This window comes from Natronococcus sp. A-GB1 (assembly GCF_029688845.1).
GTDB lineage: Archaea > Halobacteriota > Halobacteria > Halobacteriales > Natrialbaceae > Natronococcus.
On the sequence record NZ_JARUKW010000015.1, the window covers coordinates 73,477 to 88,451 of the forward strand.

The window sequence follows — 14,975 nt, forward strand, 5'->3', positions numbered from 1 at the left end:
GTGTTCACTCGGTTCGCGCCCGCTCGCCCGCATCCCCGTCGACGGCGATCTCGAGACCGGCCGCGACGTCCTCGAGCAGACTTCCCCGAACCTCCTCGACGCGGGTCTCGATGGTCGCGACTACGGGTGCGTCGAGATCGTCTTCGATCCGCTCGAGGCGGTCGCGCTCGGTCGCCACCCGCTGGCGGAGGTAGCGAGCGCCCCGTCCCTCCTCGTGGGATTCGGGTTCGGGCGTTAGCCGGTTGATCACGAGCCCGCGAACCGGCAGGTTTGCCTCGTCGAGGGTCTCGAGCGAGCGCTCGGTCTCCCGGATCGAGAGCTCGTCGGGGTTCATCACCAGGTAGAACGCGGCGTTCTCTCGAAGCGTCTCGCCCGCGAACTCGAAGCGCTCCTTGCGCTCTCGCAGTCGGGCGAGGATCGGATCGCCGTCCATCACTCGCCGCGGCTCCTGGTTGCCGATCGCGGCCTTCTCGTAGAGGTCGATGCTGCGCTCGCGCTTGTGCATCAGCCGTTCGATCCAGCTCTCGAGCAGCTCCGGCAGGGCCAGGAGCCGCAGCGTCGACCCCGTCGGCGAGGTGTCGAAGACGACCCGATCGTACGGATCGGCCGACCGCATCACGTCGACGAACCGGTCGAACAGCGCGGCCTCGTAGGCACCCGGCGTCTGGTGGGCCATCTCGAGCTGGACGTCGACCTCGTTGACCATCGCCGCCGACAGCTGCGAGTTCAGCTGGCGTTTGAGCCCCTGGAGGTGGTCTTGGACCTCCCGCTCGGGATCGATCTCGAGCGCCGAGAGCCCGTCGTACCCCTCCACGGACCGCGGGTCGTCGCCAAAGTCCTGATCGAAGACGTCGGCCGTGCTGTGAGCCGGGTCCGTCGAGACGACCAACGTCTCGAGTCCCTCGTCGACGCAGTTCAGCGCGTACGCACTCGAGACGGTCGTCTTGCCGACCCCGCCCTTCCCGCCGAAGAAAACGAACTCCGTCATCAGAAGTGGTACTGGTGGCCCTTGCGCTCGATCACCGAGCCCCGATCCCAGAGCCGTCGCTGCCAGGCCTCGTACTCGTCCTCGAGGAAGGGCAGCAGCTCGGCCGTGTAGTACGACACCGGGCTCGGGATGCCGAAGGCGTCGGGGAAACACGCCAGCATGAACGCGTCCTCCTGGTCCTCGGCCTCGGCCTCGATCTTCTCGTAGGCCGGGTGAGCGATCATCCCGTGATAGAGCCCGCGGAGCCACTCCTCGAGGATTTCTCGGAACTGCGCGATCCGGTCGGCGAGCGTCATTGTCGGTGATCCTCGGGGCTCGAGGCTAAAAGGTGTCGTGCTCCGGCCGTCCTCGAGCCGACGCACCTTAGTCGCCGAGTTCCAACACACTCGTATGTCAGCGATTCCCGTCACCGTCCTCTCGGGGAGCCTCGGCGCCGGCAAGACGACGCTGCTCAACCACCTGCTTCGCAACGCCGGCGACCGCGAGCTCGCGGTCCTGGTCAACGACATGGGCGAGGTCAACGTCGACGCCGAACTCGTCGCCGAGGGGTCGGATCTCGACGCCGGCGGCGTCGCCGAGCTCTCGAACGGCTGCATCTGCTGTGAGCTTCAGGACGACCTCGAGACGGCGGTCGTCCGTCTGGCCCGCGAGCGCTCGTTCGACCACCTGATCGTCGAGTCCTCGGGGATCTCAGAGCCCGAGCCCGTCGCCCGGCTCTTTACGACGAGTTCGCGGGTCGCCGCCCGCTACGAGCTCGACGCGCTCGTGACGGTGCTCGACACTCGGCTCTTCCTCGACGCCTTCGCGGGCGAGGACGTCCCCGAACGGCGCGGCGATCCCAACGGCGAGGCCGACCGCCCCCTCTCGGACCTGCTGATCGAACAGCTCGAGGTCGCGAACCTCGTCCTGCTCAACAAGGCCGACCTCTGCGAGCCCGCGAAGCTCGAGGAGGCCGAGGCGCTGGTCCGGGCGCTGCGGCCCGATGCCGAACTGCGCAGAACGGAGTTCAGCGCGATCGATCCCGACGACCTGTTCGGGGTAGACCTGTTCGATCCCGGCCAGCTGGGAGAGGGCGCGGGGTGGCAGCGGGCACTCGAGGGCGACGAGGGCGAGGGGAACGACGAGAGCGAGAACTCCGAAACCGACGAGCCCGGCCACGATCACGACGGGCACGGGCACGGACACGGCCACGACGAGGACCACCACGACCACCGTCACCCCGACGAGGTCTACGGCGTCGACTCGCTGACGTTCCGGGAGCGCCGCCCGGTCCATCCCGAGCGCTTCGCCGCGTTCCTCCGGGAGCTGCCCGAAGACGTCGTCCGATCGAAGGGCGTCGTGTGGGTCGCCGGCAGCGACGCGAGGGTCGATCTCTCCCAGGCCGGACGATCGGTTCGGGCGACGAGCGACGGTCCCTGGATCGTCGCGCTCTCGGAGATACAACGCGACCTCTACCGATCGAACCGTCCCGACCTCGAGTGGCACGACGAGTACGGCGATCGCCGGACCGAACTCGTGTTCATCGGGACCGACCTCGAGGACGAACTGCTGCGCTCGCAGCTCCGGAACTGTCTGGTCACCGACGACGAGTGGGAGCGGGCGGAAGCGCTCGAGAATCCCTTCCCGGACACAGACGACGAGCCGGTCGTTCTTCGCGAACCGTAGAACGCGTCGACTCTTGCCTCGAGAACTTTAGAACGCGTCGGCCATCGCCTCGAGCGCGCGCTCGAGTTCGCCCTTTCGCTTCCAGGCGGCGATCCGATCGCCGAACGGTAGCGGGGCCGAAAGCGAGACCGACGATCGAAACTGAATCTCGGTGCCGTCCTCGCGCTCGTCGAACTCGAGCCACGTCTCCATGTGGTCGAACGGGCCCTGCTCGCCCTCCTGGGTGTAGTAGAGGGCGTCCTCGCGGTATTCGAACCGGAGCGGAAGCCGCATGCCGGGCCCGCTGGCGACGACGATCGTCGCGTCGCCCTCGTCGTGAACGTGGTCGACGGTGAAACTCCCCTCGGCCTCGACGATCGCCGGCGGGTCGAACCGCGAGGAGAGTTCGACCGCCGTCGCGTCGACCCGCCGAGAGACCGTGACTTCCCGCATACCCTGTCGTTCGTCGGAGCCGGCATAAGTGTCGGCCTCGCCGGCCGACGGAAACGGCTAAGTGAGCCACGTTCGCCTACTCGGGTATGGCCGACCCCGACGCCGACCGGGACGGGTTCCGCGAGGGGCTCGAGTCCTCCAAGGGCGATCCGCGCGTGCTGCTGGTTCTCAACGCGGTGCTGTCGCTGCTGTTCGGCTGGATGATCGTCGCGGGCGCGGCGGTCATCGGACTGGTCGAGGTCAGCCTCACGATCGTCGTCGCGGTCGCCGCCGGGCTGTTCGTGCTCACGCTCGTGATGACGCGGCCGTGATCGGCCCGTGATAGATCCCGTCGTTTGGCCCGTCAGGGCTCGCGAAATCGATGCACCCACAGCGCCTGTAGCGGAACGATCAGGATCGGCGTTAGAAACGCCGCGGTGAGGCTGACGGCGGCGACGGCGATCGAGAGGAGAAAGACGGCCGGGCTGATCAGTCCCCGGGTCGCGACGGCACGACCGACCCGCGGCGTGATCTCGTCGATCGTGAACCCGCGACGGTAGGCGTACCACCAGAGCCCCGTCAGCGAGAGGCCGACGAGCGCGAGGTTACACGCGTACAGCGTCCACGCGAACTGGGTCCCGTAGATTCCGACCAGTTCGGTCGGGAACGGGATGAACGAGACGAACAGAAGGAAGACGAGGTTACCGTACAGCAGCCCGCGGTCGTGGCGCTCGATCCGCTCGAAGAGGTTGTGGTGAACGATCCAGTAGAGGCCGACGACCCCGAACGACAGCAGGTAGCTGAACAGCAGCGTCTCCTGGTCGGCGAGCGCCGCGGGAAGCTCCGTAGCCGCCCGATCCGCGGGGACGTCGGGGATCTGAAACTGAAGCACCAGCAGCGTCAGCACGATCGCGAACAGCCCGTCGCTCAGTCCGTCGATTCGGTCGGTGTCCTCGCCCTCGAGGAGACGAACGATCGGCATACTCCCGGAGACACCGTGGACGAGCATAACCGATCGTCCCGGACTCGGTGACTGCAACGTGGCCCTCTCTTTAGGCCCCTCGGGGTGGTGTACACAGCATGCCACGACGGCTTTCTCGAACGAATCTGACGGATACGCTGCTCCGCGACTGCAGACGCCTGCTCCTCTCGGCGCGCGGCCGATTTTTCACGCGACCGAAACCGCTCGAGCCGGCGCTGCTCGTCTCGCTGTCGTCGTCCGAGGTCGAACGGCTGCTCGGCGAGTGCCACTTCGCGCCGAACTGGGACATGTCCTTCGCGTACTTCGGGGAGGTGTGCAATCTCCGCCGCGTCGAGTACGTCGCTGACCACCCGAGCGGCTACGAGTGGTGGCAGATCCACGTGCGAGGGTATCACCACCCGGAGGGGCTCGAGTTGACGGCGCACTTCGAGACCGATCCGAGCGAGTCCCCGGACGCCCACGTCGACGGGTCGGGATCGATATCGATCGCGGCCTCGAGGAACTCGAATCCGTCCTCGAGGCGAACGGCGTTCCCTACCGATCGCTCGAGTCTGACGAGGTCGCCGCCCTCGGGTAGTTCGACGGGCTCGGCTCGAGCCGACAGGTACTCACGAACCCGGCGACACTGTGGGAACAACGAATGCGGAACGCCCTCCCCGACTACCGGCCCACGAAGCCCGAGCTCGCCGTCTTCGTCTCGGGGATCACCAGCATGGGCCTCGAGATCCTCGCGGTGCGGATCGTCGCACCGCAGTTCGGCAGCCACATCTACACCGTCGGCGGGATTCTGACGGTGTTGCTCGCCGCGCTGAGTCTGGGGTACTGGCAGGGCGGCAAGCGGGCGGCGACGGCGACCACCCGGGAGATGTCCTGGCTCATGCTCGCAACGGCGGTGTACGTCGCGGTGGTGATCTACGCCAACGACCTGCTGCTCACATACACGGCGACGCTGGCGATCCCGCCCAGATACGCCTCGCTGCCGGCCGTCATCATCCTCTTCGGCCCGCCGACGTACCTGCTCGGATTCATCAGCCCCTACGCTGCCGAACTCTCCCGAAAACGCGGGATCGGAGAGGCCTCTGGCCACGTCTACGCGCTCGGCACGATCGGGAGCATCCTCGGTGCCGGCGCGACGACGTTCGTCCTCATCCCCTACCTCAGCATCGCCCAGATCGGCCTGCTGTTCGGCCTGACGCTGGTCGCGACCGCCCTCACGCTCACGCTGCCGTCGCCCCCGCGGAATCCGACGGTTGCGAGCGTCGTCGTCGTGCTGTTGCTCGTCACCGCCGCGGGCGGCGGCCCCGTCGACTTCGACCACCGCGGCGACGTCGTCCACGAGAGCCAGACGCCACACCAGCACCTCGAGGTCGTCGACGACAACGACGACGTCCGGACGATGTATTTAGACGGCGCCCACCACAGCGCGATGGACCTCGAGGAGCCCGATCGCCACGTCTTCGCCTACACGAGGTACTTCCATCTGCCGATGCTCATGGTCGACGACCACGAGGCCGTCGACGACGTCCTCTTCATCGGCGGGGGCGGGTACACCGGTCCCCAGGACTTCGAGGACCGGTACGACGTCGACGTCGACGTCGTCGAGATCGACCCCGAGGTGACCGAGGCCGCCGAGGACTACTTCGGCCTCGAGCACGGCGAGACGATGACCAGCCACGCCGAGGACGGCCGGCAGTTCCTCCAGAGCAACGACGAGGAGTACGACGTGATCGTGCTCGACGCCTACAAACAGGACCAGGTGCCGTTTCACATGACGACCGAGGAGTTCATGGAGCTCGCGGCCGACCGGCTGAGCGACGACGGCGTCCTGCTGGCGAACGTCGTCTCGGCGCCCAGCGGCTCGGCCTCGGAGTTCTACCGCGCGGAGCACGCGACGATGGCGGAGGCGTTCCCGGAGGTGTACAGCTTCCGGACCTCCGACGAGGACTCGGTCCAGAACATCCAGCTCGTCGCGACCAAAGACGACGAGGAACTCTCACAGGACGACCTCGAGGCGCGAAACGACGAGCGCGACCTGGGCGTCGACCTGAGCGGCGAGGTCAACCACTACATGGCCGACCCCGAGACCGACGACGTTCCCGTCCTCCGCGACGACCGTGCGCCTGTCGACAGCCTGCTCGATCCGATGCTCGGCCAGCGCTACGTCATCGAGGAGACCGAGGAGTCGGAGCCGACGACGGCGAATCCGACGGTCGCTGCGGAAGCGGGCTAAGCGAGCGGTCTCGGGGGACGGCAGAACGACGCGGAGTACGGTCCAACCGAGGACGCGGTCGGCTCAGCGTTCGGCGAGGACCGCGTCCGCGGCGTCGAGATACGACTCGAGGTGGCTCTCGTCGTGGGCGAACGAGAGGTGGTGGCGCTTGTACGGGTTCGGCGTAAAGAACTGCCCACGCTCGCGCATCCCCGCCGCGAACGCGCGGAAGCGCTCCTCGTCGAGCCCGAGCACGTCCTCGTAGGTTCGCGGTTCGCCGTCCACGCCGAACTGCACGCTGAAGATGCTTCGGTGGCCGACGACCCGCCCGTCGATGGCGTGATCCTCGAGCAGATCGGTCAGGCCGTCGCGGTAGCGATCCCCGAGATCCGTGAGATACCCCTGGACGTCCTCGTCGACGATCGTATCGATCGTCTCGCGGGCGGCGGCGAGCCCCGGCAGGCTCCCCGAGTACGTCCCGCTGATGACGACGCCGGACTCGTTGTCGCCGCCCGCCTGCGCGAGCAGGTCCGCCCGACCGCCGACGGCCGCCACGGGGTAGCCGTTGCCGAGCGCCTTCGCGACGCAGGTAAGATCGGGCGTCACGCCGAACTCGTATTGTACGCCGCGGGGCGAGTGGCGGAAGCCGCTGATGACTTCGTCGAATACGAGCGGGACGTCGTGGCTCTCGGTCACCTCGCGCAGTCGCTCCAGAAACTCCGGTTCCGGGAGCAGACAGCCGACGGAGTGGGGGATCGGCTCGAGAATGACGGCCGCGAGTTCGTCGCCGTGCTCCCGGAAGACGTCCTCGAGCGCGTCGGGGTCGTTGAACGGCGCGACCAGCGTGTTCTCGACGGCCGCCGAGAGCATCCCGTCGGATTCGGGGTAGCGTTCGCCGACGCGGTCGGCGGGCGGGTAGACGCTGACGTCGACGTAGTCGTGCCAGCCGTGGTAACAGCCCTCGAACTTCAGCACCTTCTCGTTTCCGGTGGCGGCGCGTGCGAGCCGAATCGCGTGGTAGGTCGCCTCGCTGCCGCTGTTGCAGAAATTCACCATTTCGACACTCGGGACGAGATCGACGAGGCGCTCGGCGACCTCGACCTCGAGGGGTGTCGTGCCCGCCCCGTACAGCACGCCGTCGTCGATGGCCGCTCGAGCCGCCTCGTCGACGCCGTCGTGTGCGTGGCCGAGGACGATCGGCCCGAACCCGAGGTGGTAGTCGGTATACCGTTCGCCCGAAACTGTCGTCAGCGTGGCCTCCGACGCCGAGTCGAAGGCGACGTCGCCGGTCTCGTAGGCTTGCGCCCGCAGTCCCGTCTGTGCGCCGCCGGGGATAAGTTCACGTGCGCGGTCGACGAGGTCACTCATCGCTGCAGCGTCGTTCGGATCGGTCATCCTCGAGCCGTTCTCCGTGAGCGCAGTTAGGCGTTTAGACATCGTTCGACGCGCTGAGCCGCCTGTGGCGTGCCAGGCTTCGGAGACGGATGATAGACGAGGTCGTCCCAAACGTCTCGAAGTGATGAATCCCAAAAGATCTTGTATGTTCGGGACAATTGAATTAAAGAATGAAACGCCGACAGCTGATCGCCGGAGCGGGGACGATCGGAATCACGGGCCTCGCGGGCTGTCTCGGGACGGTTGGGCTCGACAGACACGAGGCAACGCCGGCCGGGATCGACCCGGAGGTCCGCGAGGAGGCGGGCTACGAACGGACCGACGTCGACGAGCTTCGCCTCGAGGAGACGGTCAGCGTCTCCGTCATTTCTCAGGAACTGGTGTTGATCAACGCCCTTACCGAGTACGAGAAGACCATCGACATGGGATTGCTCGGCGAACACCAGGGCGCGGAGTTCGTCGTCCTCTCGAGCCCGCAGGTCGGGATCGCCGGCCGACAGCTCAATCCGATCGGGGAGCGCTCGGCGAGCGACCTCGTCGATCTGGTCGTGAGCACCTACGACGGGCTCGGAAGCGTCGATCACGACTCGGACGAAGAGCTGACGATACTCGAGCAGACGACGACGCTGTCGACGTTCACCGGCGAGGCCGAGTTCGACGGGCGAACGGTCGACGTCGACGTCCTCGTCACCGAGACCGTCGACGCCGGCGACGACCTGGTCGCGACGCTCGGCGTCTATCCGACCTACCTCGACGACGAGGGCGAGCACGTCCGCTCGCTCATGAGCGGCGTGCTCGAGGAGCTGCCCGATTGAGATTCTCTCGACGTCTCAGAGCCCGGCACTCGACGGGGCGTCGGGCAGATCGTACTTTTCGCTCTCGACCCCCAGCTCCTCGAGGGCTGCCTCGAGGTGGCGCTCCTCTGCGAAGTCGGCGCCGTCCTCGACCCGGAGTCGCTGGGCGGTCGCCAGCACCTCGCCGCGGCGGTCGTCGGGCACGTCGAACTTGTCGGTCGCGAGCTCGATCGTCAGCCCGTTGTGATCGCGAGTGTACAGCGAGTGGAAGATTCCCCGATCGAACTCGTTGTAGCCCCGGCCCGCCTCCTCGAGGGCCTCCTTGGTCTCGACGAACCGCTCGGGCTCGACGGAAAATGAGATGTGGTGGACCGAACCGACCTGGTGGCGCAGTGGCTGTTCGTTCGACTGGCGATCGTCGCTCACAAAGAAGGTGAGGATCCGTCCGTCGCCCGTGTCGAAGAAGAGGTGTGTCGAATCGGGATCGTCGAGGTTGGGCTGTCTGAGTACCAGCGGCATCCCCAGCAGATCGCGGTAGAACTCGATCGTGTCGTCCTCGTTGCTGCCGATGAGCGTGATGTGGTCGGTGCCGGCGAGCTGGATCGGACTGTCGGGTCGGTCGGCCGTGATCGCGGGATCGTCCGTCATCAGCCACCGATAGGGGCCCTGGGAACGTAAACGGTCCTCAGAATCGGGGGGAACGAATCGGACGTGCGGTCTCGGACCGGTCTCGAGGACGCTTTCGGACCGAACGGCGGGCGAACCGATCCGACGCCGGAGCCCGAACGACTATGCGCGGGGTCGGGCACGTATACGCTATGCAAACGGCAGTAATCGTCGACGCCGTCCGGACCCCCTTCGGCAAGCGAAACGGGTCGTTCAGGGACACGCACCCTCAGGACCTCGCCGCGGCGCCCCTCGAGGCGCTCGAGACGCGCAACGGGTTCGACCCGGAGACGATCGAGGACGTGATCTACGGCTGCGTGACCCCGGTCAACGAGCAGGGACTCAATATCGGCCGCATCGCGCCGATGGTCGCGGGCTGGGGCGACGGCGTTCCGGGCGTCCAGCTCAATCGGATGTGCGGCTCGGGCCAGCAGGCGGTCAACTTCGCTGCGACGAACGTGATGGCGGGCCAGCACGACGTGCTGGTCGCCGGCGGCGTCGAGCACATGACCCGCGTGCCGCTGGGATCGGACGGCGTCGACGGCGTCGCTGGGGAGAGCGCCGTCACCGACACCTACTTCGAACACTTCGACGAGCTGACCCATCAAGGCGAGGGCGCCGAGCGGATCGCCGAGAACTACGGCTTTACACGGGAGGAGCTCGACGAACTCGCGGTCGACTCCCAGCGCCGCTGGGGAGAGGCCTGGGACGAGGGACGGTACGACGACCAGGTGGTTCCCGTCGAGACCGAACTGGACGGGGAGGAAAGCGAGTCGCAGCGCGACTCGAACAGTCGAGCGGGGAGCGAAGCGACCCGCGAGACGGTCGTCGTCGAATCGGACGAACACACTCGTCCCGAAACCGACCTCGAGACACTCTCCGAACTCCCGCTTTCGTTCCGCGAGGAAGGCGAGGGCGTCCACCACCCCGGTAACGCCTCGGGGATCGTCGACGGCGCGTCGGCACTGCTGATCGCGAGCGAGGCGGCCGCCGAGGCCCACGGCTGGGAACCGATGGCCCGGATCGTCCAGACGGAGGTCGTCGGCGTCGACCCCGTGACGATGCTGACGGGACCGATCCCGGCGACCGAGCGCGTCCTCAAGCAGTCGGCCTACGAGCTGGCCGACGTCGACCTGTTCGAGGTCAACGAGGCGTTCGCCTCGGTCGTCGCCGCCTGGCTCGAGGAGACGGGCGCCCCCTGGAAACGAACCAACGTCAACGGCGGCGCGATCGCCCACGGCCACCCGCTGGGGGCGACGGGCGCAGCCCTGGTGACGAAGCTGGTCCACGAGCTCGAGCGAACGGGCGGGGACGTCGGGCTCTCGACGATGTGTATCGGCTTCGGCCAGGGGATCGCGACGATCGTCGAACGGGTGTAGGGACGGTGGTCGACGCCATCACCGAATCGACCGCAGTCCGGGAAGCGGTACTCCTGCTGGTCGTGCTTCCGCCGCTGATCGGAGCAGTGAGCTACGGTCTCGGTGATGGGTTCGGTTCCGGCGCAGCGTTCGGTTTCTCGACGGCCGTCGTCGTGAGCGCACTGATCGTCCTGTGGGGCCCGATGAGACAGTCCGACGCCGACCGTTAGACCCGTCGAGCGAACGATTCGCAACCGGAGTAGCGGACGTCCCGGTTCCGTTCCGCGTCCGAGCGAGGTCCACTGTAAAGTATTCTCGTCGCGACCCTTCGGGTATGCGACTCGACGGCGTTCGAATTCTCGATCTCTCGAGGCTGTTGCCCGGCCCGTACGCGACACAGCTGTTAGCGGACTCGGGAGCCGAAGTGGTGAAGGTCGAAGACACCGACGCGGGCGACTACGCCCGTGCGATGGAGCCGCTTACCGACCGCGGCACCGGCGCGATCTTCGAGATGGTGAACCGAGGGAAGCGAAGCGTCGCGGTCGACCTCAAGAGCGAGGAGGGACGGACGGCGTTCTACCGGCTCGTCGAGGAGAGCGACGTCGTCCTCGAGAGCTTCCGTCCGGGCGTCGTCGACCGACTGGGGGTCGACTACGAGACCCTCCGCGAGTACAACGACGAGCTGATCTACTGCTCGATCACGGGCTACGGCCAGGACGGTCCCTGGGCCGATCGTGCGGGTCACGACCTCAACTACGTCGCAGCCGCGGGGCTGCTCGACATGACCCGTGGCTCGCCCGACGCCAAGCCGCAGATCCCTGGCTACCCCATCGGCGACATGGCTGGCGGCCTGTTCGCGGCCTTTGCGATCGTCGAGGCCGTCCTCGCACGGGAACTCGGCAACGCAAGCGGCGAGTACGTCGACGTCGCGCTGGCCGACGTCGTCGCCTCCTTCTCCCAGGCGGTCGCCTACCAGTCACTCACCGGCGACCCCGCCGAGCCCAGACCGGGCGAGACGCCGCTGACCGGCGCGCTGCCGTGGTACGACAGCTACGAGACCGCCGACGGTAACTGGGTGACCCTGGCCGCCCTCGAGCCGAAGTTCTGGCGGGCGTTCTGCGAGGCCGTTGGTCGGACGGACCTGCTCGAGGAACACGGTTCCACGGACCCGAACGTGCGAGCGGCCCTGCGGGCCGAGCTCGAGTCCATCTTTCGCGAGCGAACACGCGAGGAGTGGGAGACCGCGCTGGCGGACGTCGACGCCGCCGTCACCGGGATCTACGTGCCCGCGGAGCTGGACGAGCACCCGCAGTTCCGGGCCCGGGGGCTCGTCGAGCATCCCGAGGACGCGCCGCCGAGGATCGGGTTTCCGGCCCGTCACCGTGAGACGTCGACGGGGACGACCGAGTCCGTCCCGAAACAGGGCGAACACACCCGTCGGTACCTCGCCGAGGCCGGCTACGCCGAGGCGACGATCGACCGGCTGCTCGAGTCGGGCGCGGTTCGCTGATACGGTTTGCTGTAAGTCAGTATCGGCGTAACCGCGACCCGTGCGGCGGTTGCGCCGGTAAATCGTTACAGCAATCCGTATGAGACGACGGCGACGCGGCCCTACTCGAAGAGGTCGCCGTGACGGCGGGCCAGATCCGTGTACGCCCCCGAGGAGAACTCCTCGAAGATCGCCTCGGGATCGATCCCGGTCTCCTCGAGGGGGGTGACCTCGGCCGGGACGCCGCGGACGAACGACTCCGGCGGGATCGCGTACTCGTCGGGGATCACGGTCCCCGCGGCGACGATGCTGCCGGACCCGACCGTCGCGTCGGTGTTCAGCGTCGCGTTGAATCCGACCAGGGCGCCCGTCTCGACCGTCGCTTCGTTGAGGACGGCGCCGTGTCCGACCATTACCCGTTCCTCGAGGGTCGCCGCGTGCAGCGTCGCGTTGTCGCCGACGTGGGTCCCTCGGCCGATCCGAACGGGACCGACGTCGCCCCGCAGGACGACCCCCGGCCAGACGCTCGCTTCGGCTGCGACCTCAACGTCGCCGACGAGGATCGCGTCCCCGCTCACCTGGGCGTCGTCGTCGATTGACGGACTGGTCCCTTCGAACTCGTAGGTTCGGCTGTCGACCATAGCCGGTCGACCACGACCGTGATCTTAAGCGTCGTCGTCCCGACGCTGACTGTCAGCGTGCCTTATGTCAGCTACCCACGACTTCAGTCGTGGGCTTGTCAATGGACTCCCCCTTCTGCCGTCGAATCGACGGAGGCGTGGAACTCGCCGTTCAGGTTCAGCGTCCCTGACGGTAGCGCACACTGACAGGGTGCGCCTCCACCCGAAGACTTCTGCCCCGAGTGGAGGTTCTTGAGAAGTTTGCGAGCGATGTTCTTGCTCGCGTTGTAGTCCGCGTTCAGTTCGTACTCGCACTTCTGGCACACGAACTGGTGCTTCGACCGTCGATTGTTCTCGTGGGTAAAACCACACGACGAACACCGCTGAGACGTGTACGCGGGACTCACCTGCTCGACCTCGATACCGAACATCTCGGCTTTGTATTCGACATACTGGGAGAGGCGTCGGAACGCCCGTGCGTGGAATCGCTTCGCTCCAGCCACTCGCTTGCGAATATCGGTCAGGCTTTCGAACGCGATATGCGTACACGCATGGTTACGGGCAACGACTCAGAGTGGCGGTCGTACTGCAACGTGGACATACGGAACTCGTAGTCCTCGTTCAACAGATACGCACCAATCGGTGTCTCCTCAGCGTCGTCGGGAATCACATAGTCACACTCGACGCGACCGTTCACCGTGGACAGAGAAACGTGGTCGCGGTGGAACGTCGCAGAGCGTTTGTCGTAGACGACGCTCCACGCGTCGAACTGTGGTTGACTCGTATTGTCGCCTTTCTTGAGTCGGGCGACACCGCTTTTCGTGGCCTCGATAGCGCGTCGAATCCCCTTCTGCACGAGGTTTGCGGTCAACTCCGTTTCGTTACGAAGTTGGTCGTAGAGGCTTTCTCGGCTTTCTGTTTCGAGGTTATGCAGTAATCGTTCGGGTGCCTCCACGCCCACTCTGCCGTCGTATTGGCACAGTGGAGGAAGTGGTTTTTCCTCTGATGGAGGTCGTCGCACCGCTCGCTGGGTACGTCAAGTTTGATTTTGACGGTGCGAATCACGTCCTCCATCTGTGCTTCACATATCGAATCTTCTCTTTATGAATTATACGACTGGCGTGGGGGGTCGGCCTGCTCTCGTTTGTGGTTTGATTCGAGGCTTGCCGGATTCCTCCCACGGCTCAAGCCGTGGGCTTCCTCCTTGCATCTCTGTGAGACCGTATTATAGTGCCAGTAGCGGCGCCGAAGGCCGTCCAAGGACGTGCAAGCCCGGGATTTATACCGAGCGGTGGTGGAGCCAGGTGGGAACCGCATGAGCCAGTCAGATTCACCGATCCGAGCGATGTTCGATGTCCAGCGAGCCGCGATCGAGGGGAGCCAGCAGCTCGCGGAGCGGAGCTTCGCGACCCGGGGAACCGCCAGCCGAATAGCACTCACCGGAGTCAAGAGCCAGGAGTCCCTTCAGCGCCAGCAACTCGAGCTCGCACAGGCGATGGCCCACGGGACGATCGGAACGATGACCGCGATGGTCCCGGGCGGGAACCGGGAGCCGATCCAGGAGGGGATCAACGAGGGCTTCGACCAGCTGAAAACCACCCACGCGGAGTTCTACGATGCCCTCGAGCGGGAACTCGAGCGCGATGCCGAGAGCGTCGATGAGCTCTCCGCGGAGTTTACCGACGCGATGGAGACGAGCACCGAACGGCTGCTCGAGTCCTCCCGCGAGCTCGAGGACCGGACCGTCGAGAACGTCGACGAGCTCGCCTCACAGCTGCGCGACCAGCTCGAGCGAACCCGGGAGCTACAGGACGAACTCGAAACGCAGCTCGAGCACCGAACCGAGGACGTCGAGGAGCTTCTCGAGACCCAGGCCGACCAGATCGACGCCATTCAGGAACAACTCGAGGAGCGTACCGAGCAGGCCCGCGACGCCGGCGGAACGTCGATCCCGATCGACTCCGACCGCGCGCTCGAGGGAATCGACGGGATCGGAACGACGACCAGCAAGCGACTGTCCGAGGCGGGGATCACGACCGCCGACGACCTGACGGATACCGATCCGGAGACCGTCGCCGAGGCCGCGGAGGTCTCGACCTCGCAGGCTCGAGAGTGGATCGACCAGGCCGAAGCCTAACCGCAACTGGTGGCGTTCTCACGCTACGCATAGGTCAAGTAGGTACTGGCGCAGCAATCGAATGCCCAGATATCTGTCAAGGGAAGCCTGCTGAATAGAGAGGATGAGTGCAGCACAACTGGATCGTTGTTTCCGACCAATCTATGCTGAATCAACTGATCGCTGAAGAGTGCGCATTGATTAGTGACGTTCTATCAGATCCGAGTGAGGGTCGTCGTATCGTACTGCATACGCAGCGCGCAAGGTCATTCTACATCGGCT

Annotated in this window: 16 protein-coding genes and 1 pseudogene; 8 read left to right on the plus strand and 9 right to left on the minus strand. The window is 66.1% G+C overall.

Features of this window, described 5'->3' with window-relative positions; all coding sequences use genetic code 11:
• Positions 1-4: 4 nt before the first annotated feature.
• Together QA600_RS16865 and QA600_RS16870 are read right to left on the minus strand one after the other, a co-directional pair.
• Positions 5-988 carry a TRC40/GET3/ArsA family transport-energizing ATPase gene (locus QA600_RS16865; protein WP_278293107.1) on the minus strand — a complete coding sequence of 328 codons (984 nt, stop codon included), beginning with the start codon at positions 986-988 and terminating at the stop codon, positions 5-7.
• Complete coding sequence (locus QA600_RS16870; RefSeq protein WP_278293108.1) at positions 988-1,284, minus strand: hypothetical protein; 297 nt, start codon at positions 1,282-1,284, stop codon at positions 988-990. The genes QA600_RS16865 and QA600_RS16870 overlap by 1 nt, the downstream gene beginning before the upstream one ends.
• A 94-nt stretch (positions 1,285-1,378) precedes the next feature.
• Here QA600_RS16870 and QA600_RS16875 point away from each other — a divergent pair, with 94 nt between their 5' ends.
• Positions 1,379-2,653, plus strand: coding sequence for a GTP-binding protein (locus tag QA600_RS16875; protein ID WP_278293109.1), 1,275 nt, complete (start codon positions 1,379-1,381; stop codon positions 2,651-2,653).
• A gap of 27 nt (positions 2,654-2,680) precedes the next feature.
• On the opposite strand, the gene QA600_RS16880 is transcribed toward QA600_RS16875, so the two are convergent.
• Positions 2,681-3,085, minus strand: coding sequence for an SRPBCC family protein (locus tag QA600_RS16880; protein WP_278293110.1), 405 nt, complete (start codon positions 3,083-3,085; stop codon positions 2,681-2,683).
• An 86-nt stretch (positions 3,086-3,171) separates the two neighbouring features.
• Between QA600_RS16880 and QA600_RS16885 the strand changes: the two genes are divergently transcribed.
• Entirely contained in the window at positions 3,172-3,396 is a 225-nt protein-coding gene (locus QA600_RS16885) for a hypothetical protein (RefSeq protein WP_278293111.1), read from the plus strand.
• Between the two features lie 32 nt (positions 3,397-3,428).
• Here the strand turns inward: QA600_RS16885 and QA600_RS16890 are convergent, their stop codons facing one another.
• Entirely contained in the window at positions 3,429-4,040 is a 612-nt protein-coding gene (locus tag QA600_RS16890) for a TMEM175 family protein (RefSeq protein WP_278293165.1), read from the minus strand.
• 397 nt (positions 4,041-4,437) lie between these two features.
• Positions 4,438-4,683, minus strand: a complete 246-nt coding sequence (locus QA600_RS16895) for a hypothetical protein (protein ID WP_278293112.1) — start codon at positions 4,681-4,683, stop codon at positions 4,438-4,440.
• Positions 4,684-4,686: 3 nt separating this feature from the next.
• Between QA600_RS16895 and QA600_RS16900 the strand changes: the two genes are divergently transcribed.
• Positions 4,687-6,276: a fused MFS/spermidine synthase gene (locus QA600_RS16900; RefSeq protein ID WP_278293113.1), complete on the plus strand. Its 1,590-nt coding sequence runs from the start codon at positions 4,687-4,689 to the stop codon at positions 6,274-6,276.
• Between the two features lie 63 nt (positions 6,277-6,339).
• Here the strand turns inward: QA600_RS16900 and QA600_RS16905 are convergent, their stop codons facing one another.
• Positions 6,340-7,650, minus strand: a complete 1,311-nt coding sequence (locus QA600_RS16905) for an aspartate aminotransferase family protein (RefSeq protein ID WP_278293114.1) — start codon at positions 7,648-7,650, stop codon at positions 6,340-6,342.
• Positions 7,651-7,820: 170 nt separating this feature from the next.
• Between QA600_RS16905 and QA600_RS16910 the strand changes: the two genes are divergently transcribed.
• Entirely contained in the window at positions 7,821-8,465 is a 645-nt protein-coding gene (locus QA600_RS16910) for a DUF6517 family protein (RefSeq protein WP_278293115.1), read from the plus strand.
• Positions 8,466-8,480: 15 nt separating this feature from the next.
• Here the strand turns inward: QA600_RS16910 and QA600_RS16915 are convergent, their stop codons facing one another.
• On the minus strand, positions 8,481-9,092 hold the full coding sequence (locus tag QA600_RS16915; RefSeq protein ID WP_278293116.1) for a VOC family protein: 612 nt from the start codon (positions 9,090-9,092) through the stop codon (positions 8,481-8,483).
• A gap of 170 nt (positions 9,093-9,262) precedes the next feature.
• On the opposite strand from QA600_RS16915, the gene QA600_RS16920 reads away from it, so the two are divergent.
• The 3 genes from QA600_RS16920 to QA600_RS16930 all read left to right on the plus strand — a co-directional run bounded on the left by QA600_RS16920 (position 9,263) and on the right by QA600_RS16930 (position 11,978).
• On the plus strand, positions 9,263-10,489 hold the full coding sequence (locus tag QA600_RS16920; protein ID WP_278293117.1) for a thiolase family protein: 1,227 nt from the start codon (positions 9,263-9,265) through the stop codon (positions 10,487-10,489).
• 5 nt (positions 10,490-10,494) lie between these two features.
• Positions 10,495-10,698 carry a hypothetical protein gene (locus QA600_RS16925; protein WP_278293118.1) on the plus strand — a complete coding sequence of 68 codons (204 nt, stop codon included), beginning with the start codon at positions 10,495-10,497 and terminating at the stop codon, positions 10,696-10,698.
• Positions 10,699-10,802: 104 nt separating this feature from the next.
• Positions 10,803-11,978, plus strand: coding sequence for a CaiB/BaiF CoA-transferase family protein (locus QA600_RS16930; protein WP_278293119.1), 1,176 nt, complete (start codon positions 10,803-10,805; stop codon positions 11,976-11,978).
• Between the two features lie 101 nt (positions 11,979-12,079).
• On the opposite strand, the gene QA600_RS16935 is transcribed toward QA600_RS16930, so the two are convergent.
• Both QA600_RS16935 and QA600_RS22835 read right to left on the minus strand, forming a co-directional pair.
• Complete coding sequence (locus QA600_RS16935) at positions 12,080-12,598, minus strand: gamma carbonic anhydrase family protein (protein WP_278293120.1); 519 nt, start codon at positions 12,596-12,598, stop codon at positions 12,080-12,082.
• Between the two features lie 67 nt (positions 12,599-12,665).
• Positions 12,666-13,651 (minus strand): annotated as a pseudogene (locus tag QA600_RS22835) (transposase).
• A 271-nt stretch (positions 13,652-13,922) separates the two neighbouring features.
• Between QA600_RS22835 and QA600_RS16950 the strand changes: the two are divergent.
• Positions 13,923-14,714, plus strand: a complete 792-nt coding sequence (locus QA600_RS16950; RefSeq protein ID WP_278293166.1) for a helix-hairpin-helix domain-containing protein — start codon at positions 13,923-13,925, stop codon at positions 14,712-14,714.
• Positions 14,715-14,975 lie beyond the last annotated feature (261 nt).